Genomic DNA, 22,034 nt, shown 5'->3' on the forward strand with positions numbered 1-22,034 from the left:
ATATGACTACCGCCCACCCCGACGGCTCGAATCCGTATGACCGAGTGCCTTTTTGAGAAACATCGTCCAGCGTTTCTGATCCGCCGCATCTTGGCGCTGGGCTTCGGCTTCGAGGTCGACCGGCTCCAACTGTTCGAGGGCGTTGAGCGCGCGGTCGATGCCGATAATCGATTCGGCCAGTTCCTCGCCCTCCTCGTAGCTCACTTCGTTGTCTTCGATTTGCCCGAGGCGTTCGGTTCGCTCCCGGCGAAGGTTGCGTTTGGCTTGGTCGACGCGCTCGCGTTCGCCCGGCGGCACCGTCTCTCGGCGTTTGATCTCGAACACGAAGCTCTGGAGGTCCAACACCTCGCCCTGAATATCGATGGCCTCGGGGAGCTGCACACCCACCGTCGAGCCGTCCCGGCCCACGCGTTCGAGCAGTTGTTTGCGTTGATACTCCTTCACAGGCAGTCGGAGGGGCGGGTTCTACTTCGGTGTGTCGACTGTGCAGTCATCGGGAGAGATGTAATCCGGGATTGCTTATAAACTGGTGAGCGAATCGGTCGATTGCGACCGGATCGAGTTCGTGAAGGCAGATATGTGGTCGACCGGTTGTGGGGTCGCTGGGGCGTCCGTCATAGATACTGTCGTGAATCGCCCCGAAACTGAACCTTCTTAAGGTAATCACCAGTATCAGAACTATGGGTCTGTTTGATCGGTTGCGCGGCGACGACGCACCTCGCGTCGCCTTTATCGGTATTGATGGCGTTCCGTTTACCCTCCTGTCGGAACACAAAGATCGGTTCCCGAACTTCGCGGCCCTCGCCAGCGAGGGCTCTGCGGGGGCAATCGACAGCATCGTGCCGCCGGAGTCGAGCGCCTGTTGGCCGGCCCTCACCACGGGTGTCAACCCCGGCGAAACCGGCGTCTACGGCTTCCAAGACCGGGATATCGGCTCCTACGATACCTACGTGCCGATGGGCCAGGACGTCCAGGCGACCCGGATCTGGGACCGTGTCACCGAGGAGGGCCGCAACGCCAGCGTTTTCAACGTCCCCGTGACGTTCCCCCCACAGCGTAACGTCCAGCGAATGGTCTCGGGCTTTCTCTCGCCCGGCGTCGACAAAGCCAGCCAGCCTGACGAACTCCGAGAGTACCTCGAATCCAACGGCTACCTGATCGACGTGAACGCCAAACTCGGACACAAGGAGGACAAATCCGAGTTCATGGACCACGCCCACAAGACGATGGACAAACGGTACGAGACGTTCGAAAAGTATCTCAAGGCCGACGACTGGGATCTGTTCTTCGGCGTCTTCATGACCACCGACCGGGTCAACCACTTCCTGTTCAAGGATTACGAACGCGACGGCGAGAACCAAGAGGCCTTCTTCGAGTTCTACGAACAGCTCGACGACTACATCGGACAGATTCGCGACCAGCTGGCCGACGATGTAACGCTCGTCGTCGCCTCGGATCACGGCTTTACCAGCCTCGACCACGAAGTACACTGCAACACGTGGCTCCAAGAGAACGGCTGGCTCTCCTACGCCGCCGACGACCACAGCGAACTCGGCGACATCTCCGACGACACCAAAGCCTACTCGCTGATCCCCGGTCGGTTCTATATCAACCTCGAAGACCGCGAGCCACGCGGAAGCGTCCCACAGGACGAGTACGACGAGGTTCGCTCGGAGCTCAAAGCCGAACTCGAAGCCCTCGAAGGGCCTGACGGCAAGAAAGTCTGTGAACGTGTCGTCGAAAAGGAGGTTGCCTTCCGTGGCGATCACGACGATATCGCCCCCGACCTCGTGGCAATCCCGAACCACGGCTTCGATCTCAAATCCGGGTTTAAAGGCTACGAGGACGTCTTCGGACTCGGCCCACGAAACGGGATGCACAGCTTCGACAACGCGACACTGCTGGTCGACGATCCGGACGTCTCCATCGAGGACGCCGATCTGTTCGACATCGCACCGACGATCCTCGATCTGATGGACGTCGAGTACGGCCGCACCGAGTTCGACGGTGCGAGCCTCCTGAAATAACCGCCAGCAGCCTAAAAGAGACCGTCGAGGTCGTCGTTCTGGAACGTTTCTTTCGGGTCGTCGGGGGCCTCTTTTTCGACCTCCGCGGCCTCCGTGGCAGCCTGCTCGGCGCGAGTCATGAACCGCTGGATACGTTCGGAGCGTTCGACACCACCCAACAGAATCAGCGAGGCCAACCGGTTGCTCTCGATGGGGAAATCCCCACCGCGAACCTGCATGCTCTCGGTTTCGGTTTCGACCCATTTGCGGGCCTTCTCGACGCCCTTTCGGGAGATTCGCTCGGATTCGCCAGCGATGATCACGAGCGCCGAATCGGCTTTCGTCGCTCCCGGCAGACTCCCGCCAGTCAGCATCGCGTTGCGGGTCGTGCTCGTGATGACGTTGATGTTTTCAGCGGCGTCTTCGGCGGCCGGCGTGCTAGCATAGCCCAGCGAGGCGATACCGCCCGACCGGAGCGTGTTGATGATCTCGCTGGAGTCGACCACACTCTCTGCGACGCACTCGGGCGATTCACCGGCACCTAACAGGATGCCAACCCGTCTAGCGATGTTTTTGTTAATCGCAGCATACCCTTCAGACATGCTCTCGCCGGAGTCCTTCCAGGCATCATTGTCGATCAACAGGAGCGCGTCGGCCTCACGGGCGAGCGTTTTGAGCGACCGCCCGGCGTTGATCTGGTAGAGCGACCCTTCGTTCGAGCCAGGGAGGACGCCGAGACCGTACACCGGAATGTCGTACACCTCGGTGAGTCGACTGGCCAACACGGGTGCGCCACCGGAGCCGGTGCCGCCGCCAAGCCCGCTTACGACGAAAATCGCCTCCGTCTCGGCTGAGATCCGGCTGCTGAGTGCGGACATGACCTGGTGGAGGTCGTCCTGCATGATCTTCGCACCGAGTTCGTTGTCGCCGCCGACACCGTGGCCGTTGACCTGATCTTGGCCGATCAGCAGCGTCTCAAGGGGGATCGACTGGAAGTCTGCGGAGGCCGTGTTGACTGCGAGGGCATCCCGAACTGCGTTGAACCCCATCTGTTCGTCGAAGGAGGCCAACGCTGTGGTGAGCTTTCCACCGGCTTGCCCAACACCAACGAGGACAGTTTTCATATCCAAAAATGATTGATCAGCCCGCTTCAATGTTGCCCCCACGTCATCGACTTGCCAGCATGGAAGTGACAATCGTTTTCCTGCAGGCTCAGTAACTACCGGTATGTTACATACCGTCGCCGATGAGCTATCGAATCCATCGGCATCCGCGCTGCAAACCGCCTATGAGGACAGACTCCGATCAGTGATCACGACAGTTGGAACCGAGACGGTTGTCGACGAAAGCGAGATCGAGACCGACCGCATCGCGGCCCTCGCCGAGGGCAGCTCACCGACACTCACAGCGACAGAGGCCGCCGCGATTCTCGCGGTCGACGACGAAACGCCGGACGCAGAGGCCATCGTCCTCGAACTCCGGGATCACTTGCTGCTGGGGATGACGACCTCAGTACTGGATGTCGACACGATTGCGGCGAACATCGACGTGGATCTCACCGCCCAAGAGGTCCAGCAGGCAATCGAGGGGCGGACCGAGATGACGCTTTCACAGCTGGCCGCGATCCAGTCAGTGATCGACGGCTGGGAGCGCTAGATGGTCGACCGCGTCGCCATTCTGGGCTGTGGCTACATCGGGATCGAACTCGGCCGCCAACTCACCGCGGCGGGCTACGACGTCGTCGGCGTTCGGCGCTCTGAGTCGGGCTGTGCGGCTATCGAAGACGCCGGTTTCGAGGCCCATCAGGCCGATCTCACCGATCCAGAGGCTGTCTCAAACCTCCCCGACGCCGAGTGGGTCGTGTTCGCGGCCTCCTCCGGTGGCCGGGATGCCGAGGCCGCCCAGCGAATCTACGTTGAGGCACTCGACAGCGTCATCGAGAGCTACGGCGAGCGCGAATCACCGCCGGATCGACTCGTCTACACGTCGAGCACCGGCGTCTACGGCGACCACGACGGCGAGTTCGTCGACGAGTCGACGCCCCTCGATCCGACAACCGAGAAGACCCGAGTGCTCGTCGAAGCCGAACGGATCGCCCGCGAGCGAAGCGCGGAGTACGGGATCGACGGCACCGTCGCCCGGTTTTCCGGACTCTATGGACCAAACCGCTACCGACTCGAACGCTATCTTGAGGGTCCAGTCACAGAAGGATACTTAAATATGGTCCACCGCGAGGATGCTGCCGGGGCGGTTGGCTATCTACTGATTGCCGACCGCGCGCGAGATGGGGTCGTGCTGGTGACCGACGACGAGCCAGCCGACAAATGGACGTTTGCCGACTGGCTGGCGAACGAGTGTGGCGTCGGCAATCCCCCAAAAGAGACCAAACAACAGCGACTTACCGACGACGAGCTCTCCGAAGCCGCACGTCGACGAATTCTCACAAGCAAGCGTTGTTCAAACGGGTATCTCCGTGAACTCGGGTATGATCTCCGTTACCCGACGTTCCGCGAGGGGTACCGCGCGGCAGTCGACGCCTACCGAAGCGAGAACATTGAGTAGGAACAGCTTACCGACAGAAGGCGGTCGTCGATGCAGTCCTGCTGTAGGCGCTGTCTACCAGTACTCGAAACACTAGGTGTTGATTATGTCCTTGCTTAGCGGTCGGAAACGCTGCCAACCTTCATATTGAATGATGCAGACAGTGGACATATGGGGCAGGTAGCTGTCGGCGGGATCTTCACGGTGATCGAGGATCTCGTGGGGACACAAACCGAGCTGTTCGTTGCAATCGTTGCCATCGCCGGAGCGGTGGGACTGGCTGCAATCGTCTACCGATGGCTCCGCCAGTCGAACGGTGAACGGTTTAAGCAGCTCCTTGCGGATCAGGATGCAGTCACAGTGTTGATGCATCCGAACCCCGACCCCGATGCGATGGCCTCGGCAACGGCTGTCGCCGCTCTCGCCGACCAGCTCGACACCGAGGTAACGATTCAGTACTCCGGACAGATTAGACATCAGGAGAATCGGGCGTTTCGGACCGTACTCGAACTGGAATTAGAGCGTATCGATCACGTCACCGACCTCGCCGCGGAGGCCGTGATCTTGGTCGACCACAACACGCCACGCGGGTTCAGCGGGGCCGAGGGAATCCTGCCGCTGGCAGTGGTCGACCACCACCCCGGCGAGGGAACCGGTGAACTGTTTACCGACGTGCGAACCGACTACGGCTCCTGTTCGAGCATCGTCGCGGAGTATTTCGAAGAAATCGGTGCTGTGCCGGTGCCCGCTGAGCAACACGCCAGCGAAACCGGCAGCAAGTACGTCCTGCCGTCGACCGCCGCAACCGGACTCTTGTATGGCATTCTCTCGGATACCAAGAACCTGACCGTTGGGGCGGCGGCCGTGGATTTCGAGGCCGCCTCCTATCTGTATCCGGGCGTCGACCAGAACCAACTCGACCGAATTGCGAATCCGGAGGTCGACGCCGAAGTACTCGAAATCAAAGCCCGCGCCATCGCGGGTCGACGCATCAAGGGTTCGTTTGCGGTCTGTGATGTCGGCCCGGTCTCGAACGCGGATGCGATCCCGCAGGCCGCCGACGAGATCATTCGACTGGAAGGGGTAACCGCGGTCGTTATTGCCGGTGAAAAGGACGGCACGATCCACCTCTCGGGTCGCTCGCGGGACGACCGGGTCCACATGGGCCGGGTGCTCGAAAGCGTGACCGAGGGAATCTCGAACGCCAGTGCGGGCGGCCACGCACGCATGGGTGGCGGACAGATCGCTCCCCAACCGCAGTTGTCCGACGGCGGCGAGCCCATCGGCTCCGAGACCGTCCCGCGTGAGGCGCTGGTCGAGCGACTGTTTTCCTCGATGTCCGGCGACGTCTAAGGCGAACCCTGCGTTTATTTCGACAGACGGGCTACCACTGGTATGGCAACCGCAGACGGAACGTGGGGCTACCGTGACCGGTTCGGCGACAGCTTTGGCCGCACCTTCTTCCGCCGGTTTCCGCCCGGCGTCTGTTCCTCGGTCGGCATTGGTACCTATCTGGGAGAGCCGACCGACACCGTCGACGACCAGTACCGTGCGGCCATCGAAACCGCACTCGAAAACGGCATCAACCATATCGATACCGCGGTCAACTACCGCTGTCAGCGCAGCGAGCGCGTCGTTGGCGAGGTTCTGGAGTCGACCGATATCGACCGCGATGCGATTGTCGTCGCAACGAAAGGTGGCTTCCTCCCGTTCGATGGCGAGCGACCCAGCGATCCCGGCCAGTATATCCGCGAGCAGTTCGTCGAGCCGGGGATCGTCGACTCCGACACGCTGGTTCGGGGCAGCCACTCGCTGGACCCGAACTTCATCGATGCGATGGTCGACCAGTCGCTGTCGAATCTGGGTGTCGAAACCATTGATTGTTATTACCTCCATAATCCGGAGACACAGCTGTTGGATGTCGACCCCGAAACCGTCTACGATCAACTCGACGAAGCGTTCGAACTGTTGGAACGCCGCCGTGCGGCGGGTGATATCGGCGTCTACGGGCTGGCGACGTGGCAGGCGTTTCGGGTGCCCCAATCCCACCAGCAGTATCTCTCACTGCCGGAGGTACTCGACCGCGCTGCAGCCGCCGCCGACCGCGTTGGCGCTGCGGAGCATGGGCTGCAGGCGATCCAACTGCCGTTCAACGTCGACATGGCCGACGCTTTCACGGTCGACGCACAGCCAACCGACGAGGGGCTGGTCAGTACGCTCGAATACGCCCACGACGCCGGGCTCTCCGTGGTCACCAGCGCGAGCATTGGTCAGGGCGATCTGTCGGTCGCGCTGCCACCGGCGGTTGAGGCCGAACTGTCGGGCGATACGGTCGCCCAGCGAGCGATCAACTTCGCCCGGAGCGCCCCCGGCGTCACCACCTCGCTGGTCGGCATGCGCTCTGTCGACCACGTCGCCGAAAACGTCGCCGCCGGAACGTTCGACCCGCTGGGAGCCGCGGCGTTCGATGCCGTCTTCGAATAGTCGAGGGTAGAGACTGTCGGCAACGGGAGAATTAAGCGCCCCCAGTCTCGATGGGATGACGAATGCGACTTGCACTGATTGCTCACGACAAGAAGAAAGACGAGCTCATGGCGTTTGCGAGCGACCACGAATCGGCGCTGTCGGAGGCTGATCTGATGGCGACCGGGACGACCGGGAAGCGACTGATGGAAGTAACCGATCTCGATATCGAGCGCAAGGAGTCCGGGCCGCTGGGTGGCGATATGCAGATCGGCAGCGAGATCGCCGAAGACGACTGCGATGGCGTGATTTTTCTTCGGGACCCGCTGACCGCACAGCCACACGAGCCGGATATTTCGGCACTGCTTCGGCTCTGTGACGTCCACGACATTCCGCTGGCGACGAATTTGGCCTCGGCGGAGCTACTCGTGAGCCAGATCTTCAACTAACGACCAGTCAGTTCACCGTGGTGTTTATGCGGTGTGGCGTGAATATACGGGTATGTTCCCGCGGTCAGCAGTCGTTGCGGTCGTCTGCTGTTTTCTCCTCTTGACGATGCCGCTCACCGCGGCTGTCGGCGCACAGGAGACCACTACAGGCTCGTCGACCACTGGGACCGATTCGGGCACCGTCGACCGCTGTTTCGTGGATGATGGCTACGAGTTCACAATCGGCACGCAGGGGCCCGAAATTCGGATGGTGATTCATCTCTCGCTGTTGACGAACCTCGGCGGCCCGGGCGCACTGGGGGTCGAACTCTCGGGGTCGACTGGTGGCCCGCCGATCATCGAACTCAAAACCGGCGTCATCTTCGACGGCTTCGAGAGCCTCAGCGGGTTCCTCAACGACCCCTTCGGGCCGTTTTCGATAGCCTACGATTACCAGTTCGAGCTGCCAATGTTCGGTAGTGACGTCAGCTACGACGATACCGAGACGCCAATCGATGGCCCCGTCGGAAACGCCTCCTGTGAGTTCGCTTAACTGGTGTCGACAGGGTCGACTGCGGTTTCGTTGATTTCATCAATACCTACTTGATCACACTGGTCGACCAGCGGACAGGCCTCCGGCCCGTCGAGACAGGCGGGCTTGCGGGCCGTACAGTACTCCCGGCCGAACTGGATCATCGCCGTATGGCCGAAGCCGCATTTTTCCGCCGGGACGTTTGCTTCGAGAGCCGCCCGGACGGCCTCGTGGTCGGCATTAGGGGGATCCAGCCCCATCCGGCGGGCGATCCGGTGGACGTGGGTGTCGACCGGAAACACACCCCCACGACCCCCAGCGAACAACAACACGCAGTCGGCGGTTTTCGGACCCACGCCACGAATATCGAGCAGTCGCGTCCGGACGACCGACGGTGACTCGTCTTTGACGAACGAATCGAACTCGGCCGCGCTCCCGAACTCGGCTTGGATTTCTATCGCCGCATCGATCATGACTTCGGATTTCTGGTTGTAGAGTCCGGCTCCACTGATCGTCTCGGCAAGCGTCGACTGCTCGGCGTCGGCCAGCGCGTCGACCAGATCCACCGACTCGCCCCCATACCGTGCCATCAGTTCGTCGTGGGCGGGTTGGCTCGCTGTGTCGCTGGTATTTTGGCTCAAGATCGTCCGGACCAGACACTCGAAGGCGGCTTGGCCGCCGTAGGCTTTCTGCCAGTAGCGTTCGCCCAGCCTGTCGACCACTGCTTCGGCCCGCGTCCCAGCAGTTGCGGGATCGAACTGCGTCGACTGGCCGCCGCCACTGGCGCCGCCGCTGATGTTGTCGACCGGTTCCTCAGGCATATCTCTGCTCACGGCGACAGAAGCTAAAACGGTTGTGCGGCATCCCCAGCCATCAATTCTGCATCGTCCCGCGGGATGTCGGACCAAAGAGCCATGATTGAGCGTCGACTATACCCATCTCATGTTGGAGCTGCTCGTATACTGGTATCAGTCGACACAGCGTCGACTCCGTCGGTTTGAGCGGCGAGAGATACGAGCGTTCCGCCACTGGTTAGAGGACCCCGAAAACCTCCTTCATCTCTCGGCGCTCGTGATCGTCCCGCTGCTCGTCGGCGGCGTGACGTGGCTGGCGAACGCCTCTCCGGTCGTGTCGTTTTTAGTGTATCCACCGCTGGCTGCGGGGGCTTACACGCTATTTTCGAATCCGGGCGGCCGGTACGCCTCGCCACGACGATTCGTCGGCGGCATCTCAGCGGGGGCGATCTGCGGCTGGCTCGTCCTCAATTTCACCGGCGAGTACTGGACTGCCGTGCCGCTCGGCGACCTCCGAGTCAACGCCGGGGCCGCCGCCCTCGGCATCTTTCTGACCGGGGTCGTGACGTGGGCGTTCTCGCTCGAAGAGCCCTCGGCGTACTCCTCGGCACTGCTCGTCCTCGTCACCGGCTCGAACCAACTGGCCTATGTCGGTGGAATCGTCGTTTCGAGTCTCATCGTCGCCGGCGTGTTCCTCGTGTGGCGTCGACAGTTCTACGAGGAGCGTGCGCAGTATCTGTTTCAGTCGACCCACGGCGACGACCAGATCCTCGTGCCGATACGGAGCGACGCCTCCGAGTCGTTAGTGCTTTTCGCCGCGCGACTCGCCGCGGCCCACGAGGCCGGCAAGATTGTGTTGATGCAGACGGTGAGCACCGAAACGATTGCCGAAACCGAACAGAAGGTCGAAGCTGAAGTTGAGGCTACGACGACCGAACCCGTCTCCGAGGAGGACGTCACTCGCACGGCGGAAGTCCAAATCACCGAGACAGCTCGCCAGCGACTCGAAGCGCTCCAAGAACTGGTCGAATCTACCGTCGACGTCCCCTGTGAGTTCGTGGTCGTCGCCGAAGACGGCTCGGCTGGGGATACAATTCTCGAAACCTCCGCGGCCGAAAACTGTGATCTGATCGTCAGCCCCTACGAGGCCGACGAGGGAACACCCAGCCGGTTTGTCAGAACGCTTCTCAACGGGCCGACCGACACCGTCGTCTTCCGGCCCGCAAGTGGACGAACCACGTGGCACCGCATCCTCGTGATGGTTCGCGGACCGGGCGAGCAGGCAAACACGATGTTGAATTTCGCCCATCGCCTCGTGTCGACCGGACGCATCGCGGCCTGTAGCTGTATCTCGAACGCCACCGAACGCCGGAACGCCGAAACGATGCTCGACAACCTCGTCGAATCGTTTGCCAAACCCATCGAAACCCGGATCGGCTACGGGCCGGTCGAAGAGTTCCTCCAAGCCAACGCCTCACATTACGATCTGGTGATTGTCGGCGCAAGCAACAGGCGGAGTGTCGCCTCACGGTTCTTTTCGACGCCCACCTTCGAGAAAATTCACACCGTCGACTGCGATCTCGCTATCGTCCACCGCGGACGTTAGATCCAGTCTTGGCCGCGGAAATGAGCCAACATTAGCACGGCGAGAATCCCCATTCCGAGCATGACCGCAGGATAGCTGTAGGTCCAAGACAGTTCGGGCATCGCCAACGGCGTGCCGGCGAAGTTCATGCCGTAGACGCCGACGACGAACGTCAGCGGGATGAAGATCGTCGCTACGACAGTCAGTGTCTTCATCACGTCGTTGGTCGATTGGGAGACTGCATTCAGATAGATATCCCGGGAGCCGCCCGACAGATCCCGGTAGGTCTCGATGAGGTCGACGACCTGCACGAGGTGATCGTACACATCCCGGAAATATTTCTCGTTGTCGTCGGCGACCTGCGGGATATCCCCACGAGAGAGATAGGAGATCGACTCGCGGGCGGGCCAGGCGACCTTGCGGAATGCCAGTAGATCCCGTCGGACGTCGTTTAAATCTTCGAGAATCTGGGGATCTGGTTCATCAAGGACGCGTTCTTCGACCGCCTCGATGTCGTCTTCGATCTCATCGAGGATGGCGAAGTAGTCGTCGACGATGGTATCCAGAATTCGGTAGGCCAGGAAATCGGTCCCGCGGTCGGCGATCCGGCGGCCGTTTTTGAGCCACTGATCGGCTGCAGGATCGACGTCATCGATGTCGGTGGCTGCCATCGTCACCAGCCAGTCCTCGCCGATAAAGAAGCCGACCGACTGGGTCTGGACCTCCTTGTGGAAGTCGACCTCGTCGCGTTGACTCAGCCGGACGGTCTTCATGAGGACGAACGTGTGGGTTTCGTACTCCTCGGTCTTCGGGCGAGTGCTGTCTACGAGCACGTCCTCGATAGCCAGTTTGTGAATGTCGAACCGCTCGCTCAACAGGTCCAGTTCGGTCGACTCGGTGCCCTCGGCGTGGACCCACGTTTCGCCGGGTGCCGAGAGCGCCGCCTCGAGATCGTCGTACTGCTCGGCGCCACTATCCGTGTACACCATCGCTTGGAGGTTCATATGGTCTCCCCGGACTGTGCAATCGCTGCGATAGCGATACCGACCATGACCGCCGTCAGCGAAAACTCTCGGCCGGGATACGGAAGAGATACACCGGCGGTATACCCCACAATTCCGACGACAAACAGGCCAACGCCGGTCGCTGTACGCCACTCCATACCTGTACGTTCAGCGCGATTTAGAAGAAGATACGGGTCGACAGTGGAGGACGGAATCGTATCTCAAACCATTCGATTCTGTATAGCACTATCTCATTTATTGACGCGAGGTTAGTCGACTCGTCGGGCTTTTAGGCCGTGATAGCCTCCCCTAGGTATGGTTCAGAACGTCGCGTCGTTCTTTCGGGAGCTCGAACCCGCGGATTTCTATCTCTTGTCGGGGATCGAGCAGGGGATGCGCTTTTCGGAGTGGGTCCAACGTGAGCAACTGCCGAAGTATTCGAGCCTGACGAGCGAGGAAGTCGACTACCGGCTCGACCGCTGTATGAAACACGAGTTGATCCAGCGGAAAACGATCCAATACGAGGGCTACCAGCTCACCTTTGAGGGGTACGACGTGCTTGCCCTCCGGAGTTTTTCGGAGCGCGATACCATCGAAGGCGTCGGCTCACCCTTGGGTGTCGGTAAGGAAAGCGACGTCTACGAGGCGATGTCATTCCAGCCGCTGGCGCTGAAATATCACCGTGAGGGGTATACGAACTTCCGGGCGGTCGACCGCGAACGGGAGTACACTTCGGACCGCAACCACGTCTCATGGCTCTACACCGCCCGAAAAGCTGCCGAAAAGGAGTATGAAGCCCTCGAAAGCCTGTATCCCGATGTGTCGGTCCCCCGGCCAGTCGACCAGAACCGCCACGCCATCGTGATGGAGAAACTCGACGGCGCAGAGCTCTCGCGTGCGCGACTCGAATCCCAACAGGTCGTCGGCGTGCTGGATTTGGTTCTCGAAGAGATGACTGGAGCCTACCATGAGGGCTACGTACATGCCGATATGAGCGAGTACAACGTCTTTGTCGACGAAGACGGGATTACGATTTTCGACTGGCCGCAAGCAGTCCCAACCGACCACGAGAACAGTGACGAGCTGCTGGCCCGAGACTTGAAAAACATCTACGGCTACTTCCGACGAAAATATCCCTCGGAAACCCCCGAATCAGTCGATTTGGGCGTGCTCGCGGATGATATTGTCGACGACGAACTAGAATCGATCCGGTCGTATGCAGAGCCATAAACTACAGAGCGCGATATCAAACAGCATCTAGTACTGTTCCACAGAAGTTCGGGAGATGGATTTCTACTAACCACCAGATTTCTTATGATATAGAATCTGGACTGTCGGTACAATTTTATTTTAGCTCAATATTTTATCCGATAAATGGAGGTATTCATCTCCTCTGGAACGCATATTGACGAGGTTAGCGGGCGTGTTGACGCTATCAACCAACATCTTGAATCACCAGATGTTGTCTTCGGTGAAGCTGGCGAAGCAACACGAACTGGACAAATACGGGTAATCACTCACCTGTTTCCACGAGCGCCATTGATCTCACTTGGAGCCGCGTTTCTGGTGCTTGTAGCTTACCCTATTGGTGGGTTAATTCTCTCAATAGTCAGTGGAGGATCGAAAGGGCGTGATAAGGACATCATGCAACGGATTAAAAACGAACATGGGGCAGAGATTCAAGAGATCGACCTAGTACATCCTGCACTCCCTATCTACGAGAACCCGTTGCGGTGGGCATTCCTCAACTGGGGTCCACTCGTTGCAGTCCCACTATTCGCGTCAAGATACTATTCGCTTTTAGGCACGATCTATATTTCCACTCTGGTACTCCTCATGACTACCCTCGTGTTGTTCATAATAATGCTGTATTTTGTGAACTCTCGGCGAGAGGACGCAATGGCGGGTACAATACAATCTCATACCGATGATGTGGACTCCGCTTGTATTGTATTAGGAGAAGGTCATCACTGGGGCGTGGGTGAGCGGTTGGTATCTCATGAAGGAATAGATGTAATCAATCCTACCCCGCTGAATCCAGATTGGTCAACCAAACTTGGTAGATATATTTGGAAGCTGTTTGATCAGATTCGAGCGGTCCAGAAATAATCGTTCTAATCCGAATTAGGGAATAATTCTCGCATTTCGGGTCGACACCGTATCCTACAGACAGCCGAGTCGACCAGCGTAACCACTCACGTACTATGATTTTTCACGGTCTGTGTTAGGTCTATCCAAGAACTTATCAGCAAACGCGGGTTTCCGTAGAGTAGTTACCGAACACTCACCACATATATGCCCCCTCAATCAGCCACCTCAGCCACCGAATTTGTCGAGCAGGCATTCGAGACGACTGTCGACGTCCAATCGCGGGCGGATCTTCTACAGGCCGTCGACGCGACGATATCTAACCTCCGCGAACAGATAGATGACGAGACGCTAGAACGGATGCTACGGAGCGGTGGTGGCGGCTCTTACGTTCTGAAAGGTAGCATGACCCGTGACGGCCTACAGCCTGAACCGTTTACTCAGAACGCCGTCATCGAGCCGTTGTTGGACGAACTTGGGTATCGCTACGATACCGAGGCCGGTGGCCTTTCCGGGGGTAGGACGGAAGTGGCCGACTACACGATCTCACTACGAGACTACGACGATATTGATTCTACTCGGCTGTTGATTGAGGCCGAGCCGATCAACAAAGATCTCAAATCCCGAGAACATGGCGAAGGGCAGGTTCGCAGCTGGTTGAGCCAACGAGAGTTTGAATCCGATTTCGGCTTCGCCACGGACGGGCTTCGGTGGACGTTCATTCGCTACGATCCCGATTCCTACACCCACAACGTCATCGAGGAGGTGGATCTACAGCCGGTGTTTGTCGCCCTGTTCGAGAATCAAGTCGGACCACGCGAACCACTGGAAGAGGCTGTCTTTGAGGCGGATCTTGAACGAGTCGACACGCTAGTTCGGACTTTCGAGTTTACCAACTTCCGGTCGATCGCGGGCGAGGCCCGCCAGGTAATCAAGCAGAAGCAAGAGGAGATCACCGACGAGTTTTACGACGACTACATTCGGTACGTCTTCGGGATTGTCAACGAGTCCGAGGAGACACCCCGCTCACTCACCCACGACGGCGTGATCGCACCGGAGGGGGCGACCGCCGACGACACGCGGCTGTTCTCAGTGGAGATGATGAACCGGCTTATCTTCATCAAATTCCTGGAAGACAAGGGTATCGTTCGCCCGGACCTCTTACAGAGCATCCTTGATACCTACGAGGACGGCCTTTACACGGATTCGCTCTACGAGTCGTTCATCCAGTCATTGTTCTACGATGTGCTGAACGAGCGTCCGGATAAACGCTCACCGCAAATACAGGATATTGACCTGTTCGCTGATATTCCGTACCTGAATGGTGGACTGTTCCGGCCGTCGATCCAGCACGACGGGAGCGGCGACCGCGAGGCGTTCGAAGAGTCGGATTTCGACGTTCGGGACAGCGTTCTCAAATCCATTCTTGAGTTGCTTGAGAGCTACAGTTTCTCTACGGACGGCTCACTTACCGACCTCGATCCGAGCGTGCTGGGCAACGTCTTCGAGAAGACTATCAACTACATTACGGCCGACAACGCCGACCAAAACAAGGAACTCGGAGCATACTATACGCCCAAGGAGATTACTCGGTTCAGTGCAGAGCGAACGGTTCGGCCAGCTCTATTCGACCGGCTCAAACGAGTGTTAATCGAGGAACGCGGGTGGCCCGAAGCCGAGTTAGAGAACTACGATACCGTCTACGAGTTGATTGAGTCGGTTCCGGCATCGTTAGACCTGATCGGCCAGCTACTCGATGAGGTCAACGACTTCCGGGTAGTCGACCCGGCGTGTGGGAGTGGGCACTTCTTGACCTCAGTGTTAGAGGAGATCGTCGGCGTTCGACGGGCGTTGTGGGCACAGAACGACACCTACCCACACGAACAGAAGCTCAAGAAGAAGACGGTCCAGAACAACATCTACGGCGTCGACATTGTCGGCCCGGCTGTCGAGATCGCCAAGCTCAGATGTTGGCTATCAGTGATTGCTGAATTGGAGGAAGACGACCTGGAGACGATGGATCAAGAGGAGTTGGCACTGCCGAATATCGCGTTCAATCTCCGGCAGGGCAACAGCCTGATCGGATACACCGGCTTCCCCGAGACGACCGAGGACGGCGACGGCTACACGCTCGATAGCTTCAACGAGGATACGGTCAGAACCCGTTACGAGAACATTATTGACGAGATTTCGGCCTACGAAGAGGCGATTACGAGCGATCAGGCCGAAGAACATCGCAAGGAAGCCAATCAGCTACTCCAAGAAGCGAGAGACGAGCTGGTCGACGACGTGAAAGACGAGTTCGTAGCTGCTGGTGTTGAGGATATAACGTCCGAAAAGGTCGAATCATTCGATCCATTCCACTGGGTGCTTGAGTACGCCGAAGTGTACGCTGACGGGGGGTTCGATGTGATCGTGGGCAATCCACCGTGGGATCAAATAACACCGGTTCGGGACGACTATTTCACTCGTTACGACGAGAGATTCCGGACCTATATGCCGAAAAAGAAGGACAAGCGACAGGAAGAGCTACTGGAGGATGAAGAAATTAGAGAAGGATGGGAAGAATATCAGCGTGACATCGAAATACTGGCTGCGTACTTCAACCATTCTGGAGTCTATAAACTACAGCGACCAACTGTAGCGGGCCGAACGCAGGCCAGCGACAATGATCTTTCTGCGTTGTTCTTAGAACGAGTATTCAACATCGCACGAGAGGATGCAATGGTATCTCAAGTGCTACCTGGAGCGATATTCAACGGGTCATCAACGAAGGATTTGCGGATGAAACTACTTGATGAGGCATCGATTCAGACGTTGGTTACATTCGAGAACAACGGTATCTTCCCAGCAATAGACAACCGGTACAATTTTGGGGTGTTAGTCTTTGAGAACCAAGGACGCACAGAACAGCTTTCGGGGATATTCAAACAGAGAGATATTGACATACTCAATGATATAAATGAATCTGCTCTACAGATTCCTCGTAAGGTACTTTCTGATTATTCTCCAGAAGCTCGGATTTTTCCATATGTTGAATCACAACAAGAAGCGGATGTACTGAACACTATTCTACAACATCCACCACTCTCAGATCATCAGGCAGGTGGTTGGTACACTACACCGTATAGAGAACTTGATCGAGCAAATGATACTGATAGGTTCGTAGAATCTGAACAAGAAGGCGACTATCCTGTATTGGGTGGTAGTAACATCTACCAATTCGCACATAATAGCAGCCTGTTCGATATTGACTCTCCAGAGTTTTGGAGTGTTGACGAAGATGTCGACCCAAAGAAGAGTGCAAAGCGTCGAATCCGTGAAAAAACACTACCTAAGCTGAAACGAGGTCTGTATAATGCGTTTGATGGGACCGGATCACAGGTATCATTCGTAAACGATCTGTTGGATGATCACCGAGGTAAAGAGCTATGCCCCGAAGACGTGCTGTTAGATTGTTCCGACTACCGTATTGTCATACGGAATATTGCTCGTTCTACTGATGAACGGACAATGATTGCAGCAGTTATCCCTCCAAATAATGTTTGCCATCATGCGATCAACACTATTCAAAAATTCGAGGTCAATCCCGAAAAAGGCGATCTCACTGACTACCCGCTACACTCCGCCTATGATGCCATATTCACTGATGAAGAACTGTTTGCTGCCGTTGGTCTGTTGAATTCAATACCATTTGATTTCCTAATGAGAACGAAGGTCGATAGTAATATTGTCATGTATAAGTTCAAAGAGTCACAGGTCCCCCGGCTTACCGAGGGTGACGAGTGGTTTGAGTACATTTGGACTCGAGCCGCCCAGCTCAACTGCTACGATGACGAATTTGCAGAGATGCGAGAGCGGCTGGATGGGATTGAGCCTGTCATTGATGTAAGCAAGCGTCGAGAAGTACAGGCCGAGATGGACGCAGCGGCGTTTCATGCGTACGGATTAGATCACGAACAGACGGCGTTCGTATTGAGTGATTTCCACCGGGTGCAGAACCCCCGACTCATGGACGAAGACTACTTCCAAATGGTGCTTGAAAAATACGAGCAGTTGGCCGACCAAGAGGCCGAACCAGTCCAAGAGTCGACGCAATAGCGACATCTGCCCGCTCACCGAACATACTCACCACGTTATAGGTTGTTTCTAACCTGTTGTCCCTGTCGACTGCTTCTATGGACGATAACCGAATTACTTGTTTTCGGAAGATTCGGAAACTACCCACTTCCGTTTATGTGTCAGAAGAACATATCAGAATCCATGATTACGGACGCACGGGTGTTGCAGCCCGAATTTGTCCCCAACGACGTAAAGCACAGATCAGCAGAGGTGAGCCACCTGTCGGATACCCTGCGCCCAATCGTCGACGGTGAACGAGCCACAAACTCCCTCCTCTACGGCCCCTCGGGAGCTGGAAAGACCTGTATCGCTCAGTTCACCATCGAACAGCTGCGAGAGAACGTTGTCGGCCTCAACTACCAGTATGTGAACTGCTGGGAGGATCACACGCGATTCAAAACGCTCTACAGGCTTCTCGATGGCATCGACAGCACGTTCGATATTCACCGGCAGTCGACGCCAAAAGACGAGCTCTTGGAACGCCTCAGAGAGTACGACGGCCCGCCCTACGTCGTGATTCTCGATGAAGTCGACCAGCTACAGGACAAGAGCCTGCTATACGACCTCTACCGGATACCACACATCACAATGGTTCTGATCGCTAACCGAGAGGAGGACGTATTCAGCACACTCGATGACAGGCTGAACAGTCGTCTGGGGGCGTGTCCACGGATTCGATTCGGCCAGTACAATATCTCGGAGCTGGTGACGATCTTGGAAGATCGCGCACGGTGGGGGCTTGAACCCGATGCTATCGACACCCAACGGCTAGAGACGATTGCCGACTATGCAGCAGGCGATGCACGGGTTGCCATCAGCATTTTCCGGAACGCTGCACGGGTGGCACAACAGAACGGCGACGATAGTATTACCCTCGACGTGATCGAGCAAGTGGTTCCGGAAGCGAAATCGGAAATCAGGCAGAAGACCACTGACAAACTCACCGACCATCAGCAGGTTCTCTACGACACGATCACCGAAGCCGGAGAGATCGGGGCAGGAGATCTCTACGATGCCTACTGTGAGGCTGTCGACGATCCGAAGACCCGTCGGACGATGCGGAATCACCTCTCGAAACTTGAGCAGTATAATCTGATATTCGCCAAGGGAAACACGAAAGCTCGGACTTATGCATCATACTCGTGATTCCCACTCCCATTTCAGAGGATTACAATACGCAACGAAATTCTGTCATGTAGTGCAGGACTTAGAGGTTGTGTAAAGCCTTGATTGACGTGTTATAAACACCTGTCTGACAGTCTTTAGACAATCACTTTCACTCCGGTTGGCCTAGACTTAATAGGGGGCAGAAATTACCTCTATCCGTAAATGTCGAATGATGATACTTCGTCGGAGAAGTCCGGTCGAGAAAGCGAGACACTAGGAAAGACGAATCGCACCAACTCAAAAATCGTCGACGGTGAGTTCGGCAAGACACTTAGCCAAAATTCCAAAACTGTCACAGATGGTCAGACCGTTGAAAAAGGCCACACAGTTGAGGATGTCGATCAAAAGGGGAAAACCGCAGACGGCGACTCCGGCGGGCGCATAGGTATTTTTGGCGTGCGCCGTTCATCTACTCGATCTTCACGTTCCGATTCTGACCAAAGCGAATAACAGTCGACGATGCTCGGTACTTCGTTAGAAAATCTACTATTAGCACTGATTGTTGTCGTTCCTGGCTTCATCGCCACCCATGTAGCTGTCACGCTTGGTGTTCTGAGAACTGAAATCTCAAAATGGAGGCTGATAATCATCAGTCTGGCATCAAGTCTATTTGTTGTAACGCTCTTTCTTTGGATAGTCCAATTGACTGGTCAAACATTCACAGAACCAACAGATGTGAGTAATTTGTTTTTCACCCCTCAATTCCGTCCGGGACTTGTTCTGTCTCTGATGTTATTTTCAATTATTGTCGGTCTTGTGGGAGCGTATCTGCTTGCGCGTGATGTTCACCGGACTTGTAGAGAATGGGTGTGGAATCGCGTGTCTCCTGACCGAAGACGAAATTTCCATGAACCCTGGGAGGGGACGCTCGATAATGCCACACACGTTCAGGTGCTTACATCTGATAATGACCTTGTCGCTGGTGAGCTATGGCAGTACAGTGATGATGGAAAAGAAAAACAAATAGCGATTAAGAATGCTACGTGGGAATTCAGCGACACCGGAGAATTGGTCGATTCCAATGCAGATGTTGAGCTTATAATGGGCGGCGATATTCAACAAATATCTGTGTTAACTCCCTCAGAACGTCAGCTAGAGGAAGAGAATGACGAAGAGGAAATTCATGACGAGACGCATTCAATGCCGAATTAATAATTTTTAATATGAAATAAAGATATCTAACTGACCTGCTGTGGTCAGACAGGTTAATCCTTCTCGGTTGTGGGAGATGGGCTGAATTACTCGAATGGAATGGCGGTTGTGGTCTATCATATGTTCGATTTCTCATCTAAGTTCACATCTGTCTGGAACAAATCGTAATAGCCTGCTCGGTCTTCTGCACGCCACATAATTGGCTCAATTTCTAACATCTGCGAATGACGGAGATAGAGAAGTCTTCCAATCCGTCCGTTGCCATCAGCGAAAGGATGAATCTGCTCAAAAGCTATATGCCACTCAATGGCCTCTATTGGATTCTGAGGTTCCCACGAGAGTAATTTCTCCATCTCAGATTCGACGACTACCGGCGGGGGTGGAGTCGACTCACCGATATAGACCTGAATATCGCGGTACTGGCCTGCGATATCTGGTTGTCGATCTTGTAGGATGTATTCGTGACCCGTTTTGATCACGTCGTGAGTGATCGGATCTTCATCTTTGATCGCTTCCCAAGCTTCGAAGGTTGCATCGATGGCTGTTTCCTCGTGGACATCCTCGATCGCGTTGGATTCTCTGAAATATTCTCGTAGATCAACCATATACGTACAGCGGCTTCGTCCCAATTAGAAGTTTGGTAGCACCGATACGTCGATCCTTTCGTAATTGACACTTGGTCACAGTCTTGCACAGATACATTGTGATGTAAACTGGATACCCTTGCTTGGGTCTATTTGGTAAATATTCGAGTTTCGGAAACTACCCTCCAATCATCATATGTAACCTCCGTAACAGCCCCATATGGGAAATCTTGACCCAGTAGCCTTCGACATTGAAACAAGCGGGCTTGGAGAGGAAGCAGTCATTACTGTAGCTGGCATCGCTCACGAACTCGGTGAGGTCATCATCTTGAACACAGCAGGCCGAGAGGCGAACAGCTCCCACCTGGAACAAACACTGCTTGAGGAGTCAGTTGGTAGTATTGAGGTAATAGTCACAAGAGAAGAGGAAGGTCTGCTGGAAATCTTGACTACTGTATCTCACAACCGACTTGATGACGACAAACACTACTTGACAGCTTACAACGGTGAGACGTGGAACGGTGGATTCGATCTCCCATTTGTCCGAACTGCGTGTATCTCACACGACATCGACTGGCCGTTTCCGAATCTGGCCTACGCAGATGTCTTCGAGTTCGTCGACCGGTTCGATACGAACGATAAGAACGATCTCGTCGGCGTCTACGACGAGCTGGTCCAAGATGAGTCGTGCGATCCCTTCGACGATAGTAAGGCAGCTGTCGACGCATTCGAAGGAGCTGAGTGGGAATCACTGCTACTGCACAATCTTGCAGATATCCAACGGACCCGTGAGCTTGCAGTTCTTGCAGAATCGTATGTCCCACGGTCAGATTTCAAGATGAAGAACCTCAATCCACCGGGCCGGTAGGCACTTTTTTTGCAAAGTGGTCGAATTAGTCACTCTCATTTTTCATCGGTGTCTTCATCAAGATTCATCTCTCCTACAAGATCATTTTCCAGCTTCTCTCTCCGTTTTTTTCTCCGCTTCTCTTCCAATTGCTCAGGCTCTATTTCATCGATCGGTTCTTCAAACGAATTTTCAACTCCATCGTCAGAAGGAAAATCACCCCAAATGTTCTCTGTATCGTGAAGCGACATATCTCTTCTAACAAAATCAAGTAACCGGTCTAGTTTGCTGTCTCGCTTGCGTTGAACACGTTGGAGTTCTCGAACCGCCGAATCCATGTCGATTTCTTGAATCCATTCAAAAACACGATTTCCGATAGGTGTTAGTTCGTATCGTTTTTGTGTTCCGTATTCTGTCGGTCGGTGTGTTACATCAAATAATTCTATTTCGACGCCATCCTTCAAGCGATTAGAAATAGTAGAGGAGCTCACTAGTACCGATTTTTTGATATTCTGGAATGTTGAACTTCCAGATCCAATTTCAACGATAATTTCTACAGACCCTTTTCGTTGTAAAAAGTCGTTGATGTCTGCAGTACTCATTAGTAACTTCTTGATGGACAATCGGTGATATAGTATAGAGCTATTTTTGAATCAAATCAATTTTTAATCCAGACAGATTCACCAATTTGCTTAATATCCGATTTTTCGCGCGCTAGCCT

22 protein-coding genes are annotated in these 22,034 nt (G+C 55.7%); 15 read left to right on the top strand and 7 right to left on the bottom strand.

Annotated features, from left to right (window positions below; genetic code table 11):
• Positions 1-6: 6 nt before the first annotated feature.
• Entirely contained in the window at positions 7-444 is a 438-nt protein-coding gene (locus HALTADL_RS08080; protein WP_089672699.1) for a DUF5788 family protein, read from the bottom strand.
• 236 nt (positions 445-680) lie between these two features.
• Here HALTADL_RS08080 and HALTADL_RS08085 point away from each other — a divergent pair, with 236 nt between their 5' ends.
• A complete protein-coding gene (locus HALTADL_RS08085) occupies positions 681-2,027 on the top strand; it encodes an alkaline phosphatase family protein (protein ID WP_089672698.1) in 1,347 nt (448 codons plus the stop codon).
• Positions 2,028-2,038: 11 nt separating this feature from the next.
• Here HALTADL_RS08085 and HALTADL_RS08090 read toward each other — a convergent pair whose 3' ends face one another.
• The gene (locus tag HALTADL_RS08090) at positions 2,039-3,130 is read right to left on the bottom strand and encodes a tubulin/FtsZ family protein (RefSeq protein WP_089672697.1); all 1,092 of its coding nucleotides are present in this window, start codon (positions 3,128-3,130) and stop codon (positions 2,039-2,041) included.
• 103 nt (positions 3,131-3,233) lie between these two features.
• Here HALTADL_RS08090 and HALTADL_RS08095 point away from each other — a divergent pair, with 103 nt between their 5' ends.
• The 6 genes from HALTADL_RS08095 to HALTADL_RS08120 all read left to right on the top strand — a co-directional run bounded on the left by HALTADL_RS08095 (position 3,234) and on the right by HALTADL_RS08120 (position 7,991).
• A complete protein-coding gene (locus tag HALTADL_RS08095; RefSeq protein ID WP_089672696.1) occupies positions 3,234-3,662 on the top strand; it encodes a DUF5791 family protein in 429 nt (142 codons plus the stop codon).
• A complete protein-coding gene (locus HALTADL_RS08100; protein WP_089672695.1) occupies positions 3,663-4,568 on the top strand; it encodes an NAD-dependent epimerase/dehydratase family protein in 906 nt (301 codons plus the stop codon).
• 150 nt (positions 4,569-4,718) lie between these two features.
• Positions 4,719-5,900 (top strand): DHH family phosphoesterase, encoded by a 1,182-nt coding sequence (locus HALTADL_RS08105; protein ID WP_089672694.1) that lies wholly within the window; start codon positions 4,719-4,721, stop codon positions 5,898-5,900.
• Between the two features lie 42 nt (positions 5,901-5,942).
• On the top strand, positions 5,943-7,031 hold the full coding sequence (locus HALTADL_RS08110; RefSeq protein ID WP_089672693.1) for an aldo/keto reductase: 1,089 nt from the start codon (positions 5,943-5,945) through the stop codon (positions 7,029-7,031).
• A 62-nt stretch (positions 7,032-7,093) separates the two neighbouring features.
• Positions 7,094-7,459 carry a methylglyoxal synthase gene (locus HALTADL_RS08115; RefSeq protein WP_089672692.1) on the top strand — a complete coding sequence of 122 codons (366 nt, stop codon included), beginning with the start codon at positions 7,094-7,096 and terminating at the stop codon, positions 7,457-7,459.
• A 52-nt stretch (positions 7,460-7,511) separates the two neighbouring features.
• Positions 7,512-7,991: a DUF7332 family protein gene (locus HALTADL_RS08120; RefSeq protein ID WP_089672691.1), complete on the top strand. Its 480-nt coding sequence runs from the start codon at positions 7,512-7,514 to the stop codon at positions 7,989-7,991.
• Here HALTADL_RS08120 and HALTADL_RS08125 read toward each other — a convergent pair.
• The gene (locus HALTADL_RS08125) at positions 7,988-8,791 is read right to left on the bottom strand and encodes an endonuclease III domain-containing protein (RefSeq protein WP_089672690.1); all 804 of its coding nucleotides are present in this window, start codon (positions 8,789-8,791) and stop codon (positions 7,988-7,990) included. The two genes, HALTADL_RS08120 and HALTADL_RS08125, sit on opposite strands and share 4 nt — an antisense overlap.
• A gap of 121 nt (positions 8,792-8,912) precedes the next feature.
• On the opposite strand from HALTADL_RS08125, the gene HALTADL_RS08130 reads away from it, so the two are divergent.
• Complete coding sequence (locus tag HALTADL_RS08130; protein WP_089672689.1) at positions 8,913-10,370, top strand: HPP family protein; 1,458 nt, start codon at positions 8,913-8,915, stop codon at positions 10,368-10,370.
• On the opposite strand, the gene corA is transcribed toward HALTADL_RS08130, so the two are convergent.
• Positions 10,367-11,353 (bottom strand): magnesium/cobalt transporter CorA, encoded by a 987-nt coding sequence (gene corA / locus HALTADL_RS08135; protein ID WP_177171925.1) that lies wholly within the window; start codon positions 11,351-11,353, stop codon positions 10,367-10,369. The two genes, HALTADL_RS08130 and corA, sit on opposite strands and share 4 nt — an antisense overlap.
• The gene (locus HALTADL_RS17730; RefSeq protein ID WP_177171924.1) at positions 11,350-11,511 is read right to left on the bottom strand and encodes a hypothetical protein; all 162 of its coding nucleotides are present in this window, start codon (positions 11,509-11,511) and stop codon (positions 11,350-11,352) included. Before HALTADL_RS17730 ends, corA begins: the two co-directional genes overlap by 4 nt.
• A gap of 157 nt (positions 11,512-11,668) precedes the next feature.
• Here HALTADL_RS17730 and HALTADL_RS08140 point away from each other — a divergent pair, with 157 nt between their 5' ends.
• The 6 genes from HALTADL_RS08140 to HALTADL_RS08160 all read left to right on the top strand — a co-directional run bounded on the left by HALTADL_RS08140 (position 11,669) and on the right by HALTADL_RS08160 (position 19,882).
• Positions 11,669-12,583, top strand: a complete 915-nt coding sequence (locus HALTADL_RS08140) for a serine/threonine-protein kinase RIO2 (protein WP_089672688.1) — start codon at positions 11,669-11,671, stop codon at positions 12,581-12,583.
• Between the two features lie 144 nt (positions 12,584-12,727).
• Complete coding sequence (locus HALTADL_RS08145) at positions 12,728-13,462, top strand: hypothetical protein (protein WP_089672687.1); 735 nt, start codon at positions 12,728-12,730, stop codon at positions 13,460-13,462.
• Positions 13,463-13,648: 186 nt separating this feature from the next.
• The gene (locus HALTADL_RS08150; protein ID WP_089672686.1) at positions 13,649-17,542 is read left to right on the top strand and encodes an Eco57I restriction-modification methylase domain-containing protein; all 3,894 of its coding nucleotides are present in this window, start codon (positions 13,649-13,651) and stop codon (positions 17,540-17,542) included.
• Between the two features lie 162 nt (positions 17,543-17,704).
• Positions 17,705-18,709 carry a Cdc6/Cdc18 family protein gene (locus HALTADL_RS08155; protein WP_089672685.1) on the top strand — a complete coding sequence of 335 codons (1,005 nt, stop codon included), beginning with the start codon at positions 17,705-17,707 and terminating at the stop codon, positions 18,707-18,709.
• 183 nt (positions 18,710-18,892) lie between these two features.
• Positions 18,893-19,180 (top strand): hypothetical protein, encoded by a 288-nt coding sequence (locus HALTADL_RS17325; protein ID WP_143054145.1) that lies wholly within the window; start codon positions 18,893-18,895, stop codon positions 19,178-19,180.
• A gap of 9 nt (positions 19,181-19,189) precedes the next feature.
• Positions 19,190-19,882 (top strand): DUF6338 family protein, encoded by a 693-nt coding sequence (locus tag HALTADL_RS08160; RefSeq protein ID WP_089672684.1) that lies wholly within the window; start codon positions 19,190-19,192, stop codon positions 19,880-19,882.
• Positions 19,883-19,998: 116 nt separating this feature from the next.
• Here the strand turns inward: HALTADL_RS08160 and HALTADL_RS08165 are convergent, their stop codons facing one another.
• Positions 19,999-20,487, bottom strand: coding sequence for a Fic family protein (locus HALTADL_RS08165; RefSeq protein ID WP_089672683.1), 489 nt, complete (start codon positions 20,485-20,487; stop codon positions 19,999-20,001).
• 199 nt (positions 20,488-20,686) lie between these two features.
• On the opposite strand from HALTADL_RS08165, the gene HALTADL_RS08170 reads away from it, so the two are divergent.
• Entirely contained in the window at positions 20,687-21,334 is a 648-nt protein-coding gene (locus HALTADL_RS08170; protein ID WP_089672682.1) for a 3'-5' exonuclease family protein, read from the top strand.
• A 35-nt stretch (positions 21,335-21,369) separates the two neighbouring features.
• On the opposite strand, the gene HALTADL_RS17330 is transcribed toward HALTADL_RS08170, so the two are convergent.
• A complete protein-coding gene (locus HALTADL_RS17330) occupies positions 21,370-21,915 on the bottom strand; it encodes a hypothetical protein (RefSeq protein WP_143054144.1) in 546 nt (181 codons plus the stop codon).
• Positions 21,916-22,034: the final 119 nt, after the last annotated feature.

It is taken from the genome of Halohasta litchfieldiae, assembly GCF_002788215.1.
Classification (GTDB): Archaea; Halobacteriota; Halobacteria; order Halobacteriales; family Haloferacaceae; genus Halohasta; species Halohasta litchfieldiae.

Bases quoted from the DNA above. Each gene is read 5' to 3' on its own strand.
- HALTADL_RS08085 (WP_089672698.1), top strand. From the start codon at position 681: ATGGGTCTGTTTGATCGGTTGCGCGGCGACGACGCACCTCGCGTCGCC.
- HALTADL_RS08090 (WP_089672697.1), bottom strand. From the start codon at position 3,130: ATGAAAACTGTCCTCGTTGGTGTTGGGCAAGCCGGTGGAAAGCTCACC.
- HALTADL_RS08095 (WP_089672696.1), top strand. From the start codon at position 3,234: ATGTTACATACCGTCGCCGATGAGCTATCGAATCCATCGGCATCCGCG.
- HALTADL_RS08100 (WP_089672695.1), top strand. From the start codon at position 3,663: ATGGTCGACCGCGTCGCCATTCTGGGCTGTGGCTACATCGGGATCGAA.
- HALTADL_RS08105 (WP_089672694.1), top strand. From the start codon at position 4,719: ATGGGGCAGGTAGCTGTCGGCGGGATCTTCACGGTGATCGAGGATCTC.
- HALTADL_RS08110 (WP_089672693.1), top strand. From the start codon at position 5,943: ATGGCAACCGCAGACGGAACGTGGGGCTACCGTGACCGGTTCGGCGAC.
- HALTADL_RS08115 (WP_089672692.1), top strand. From the start codon at position 7,094: ATGCGACTTGCACTGATTGCTCACGACAAGAAGAAAGACGAGCTCATG.
- HALTADL_RS08120 (WP_089672691.1), top strand. From the start codon at position 7,512: ATGTTCCCGCGGTCAGCAGTCGTTGCGGTCGTCTGCTGTTTTCTCCTC.
- HALTADL_RS08125 (WP_089672690.1), bottom strand. From the start codon at position 8,791: ATGCCTGAGGAACCGGTCGACAACATCAGCGGCGGCGCCAGTGGCGGC.
- HALTADL_RS08130 (WP_089672689.1), top strand. From the start codon at position 8,913: ATGTTGGAGCTGCTCGTATACTGGTATCAGTCGACACAGCGTCGACTC.
- corA (WP_177171925.1), bottom strand. From the start codon at position 11,353: ATGAACCTCCAAGCGATGGTGTACACGGATAGTGGCGCCGAGCAGTAC.
- HALTADL_RS17730 (WP_177171924.1), bottom strand. From the start codon at position 11,511: ATGGAGTGGCGTACAGCGACCGGCGTTGGCCTGTTTGTCGTCGGAATT.
- HALTADL_RS08140 (WP_089672688.1), top strand. From the start codon at position 11,669: ATGGTTCAGAACGTCGCGTCGTTCTTTCGGGAGCTCGAACCCGCGGAT.
- HALTADL_RS08145 (WP_089672687.1), top strand. From the start codon at position 12,728: ATGGAGGTATTCATCTCCTCTGGAACGCATATTGACGAGGTTAGCGGG.
- HALTADL_RS08150 (WP_089672686.1), top strand. From the start codon at position 13,649: ATGCCCCCTCAATCAGCCACCTCAGCCACCGAATTTGTCGAGCAGGCA.
- HALTADL_RS08155 (WP_089672685.1), top strand. From the start codon at position 17,705: ATGATTACGGACGCACGGGTGTTGCAGCCCGAATTTGTCCCCAACGAC.
- HALTADL_RS17325 (WP_143054145.1), top strand. From the start codon at position 18,893: ATGTCGAATGATGATACTTCGTCGGAGAAGTCCGGTCGAGAAAGCGAG.
- HALTADL_RS08160 (WP_089672684.1), top strand. From the start codon at position 19,190: ATGCTCGGTACTTCGTTAGAAAATCTACTATTAGCACTGATTGTTGTC.
- HALTADL_RS08165 (WP_089672683.1), bottom strand. From the start codon at position 20,487: ATGGTTGATCTACGAGAATATTTCAGAGAATCCAACGCGATCGAGGAT.
- HALTADL_RS08170 (WP_089672682.1), top strand. From the start codon at position 20,687: ATGGGAAATCTTGACCCAGTAGCCTTCGACATTGAAACAAGCGGGCTT.
- HALTADL_RS17330 (WP_143054144.1), bottom strand. From the start codon at position 21,915: ATGAGTACTGCAGACATCAACGACTTTTTACAACGAAAAGGGTCTGTA.